This is a genomic window from Streptomyces sp. NPDC003011 (assembly GCF_053591515.1).
Genome location: NZ_JBSFTY010000203.1, coordinates 1 through 1,073 on the forward strand (window position 1 = coordinate 1; position 1,073 = coordinate 1,073).

A 1,073-nucleotide genomic window follows, 5' to 3' on the forward strand; every position below is an offset into this window, starting at 1 on the left:
GTCAACCAGGACGGTGCGTCCAACGGCCTGACCGCCCCCAACGGCCCCTCCCAGCAACGCGTCATCGAACAGGCCCTCGCCGATGCCCGGGTGAGTGCAGGCCAGGTGGACGTCGTCGAGGCGCACGGCACGGGCACGACGCTGGGCGACCCGATCGAGGCGCAGGCGTTGCTGGCCACCTACGGGCGCGAGCACACGGCTGAACAGCCGTTGTGGCTGGGGTCGGTGAAGTCCAACATCGGGCACACGCAGGCCGCCGCGGGTGTGGCAGGCGTCATCAAGATGATCGAGGCGATGCGGCGGGGTGTGCTGCCGCCGACCCTGCACGTGGACCAGCCCTCCCGTCACGTCGACTGGAGTGCGGGCGCGGTCCTCCTGCTCACCGAGTCCCGGCCCTGGCCGGCAACCGACCGGCCACGGCGCGCCGGAGTGTCCTCCTTCGGCATCAGCGGCACCAACGCCCACCTGATCCTCGAAGCACCGCCCGTCGAGCAACTGCCCGCGCGCCAGGACGAGTCGGACGGGGGGCTCGTACCCGTCGTGCTGTCGGCGCGGTCGGCCAGGGCCCTGGCCCAGAGCGCCGAGCGCCTCGCCTCCTACCTGCAAGAGCATCCGCAGGTGCAGGCCGGGCCGCTGGCCGGCCGGCTGTGGTCGGGCCGGGCGCACCTGGAGCACCGGGCCGCCATCGTCACCGCGGACCGCGACGAACTGCACACCGCCCTGACCGCCCTCGCCGCCGGCAGCGGCCACCCCGCCCTGGTCAGCGGCCCCCGCCCCACCACACCCGGCCCCAGCCGCCTCGCGGTCATCTTGTCCGGGCAGGGCAGCCAGCGCCCCGGCATGGGCGCCCGCCTCTACCACACCCACCCCGCCTACGCCCACGCCCTCGACGAAGTGTGCGCCGCCCTCGACCCACACCTGCCCCTCCCACTCCAACACATCATGTTCGCCCCACCAGACAGCGAACACGCCACCCTGCTGAACGACACCCTCTACACCCAGCCCGCCCTCTTCGCCCACCACGTCGCCGCCTACCACCTGCTCACCGCCAACGGCATCACCCCCCACGCCCT

1 protein-coding gene is annotated in these 1,073 nt (G+C 73.2%); it reads left to right on the plus strand.

What is annotated here, in order from left to right:
• A partial coding sequence (locus tag ACWD0J_RS41315) for a ketoacyl-synthetase C-terminal extension domain-containing protein (RefSeq protein WP_451501012.1) occupies nucleotides 1-1,073 on the plus strand: 1,073 nt, incomplete at both ends.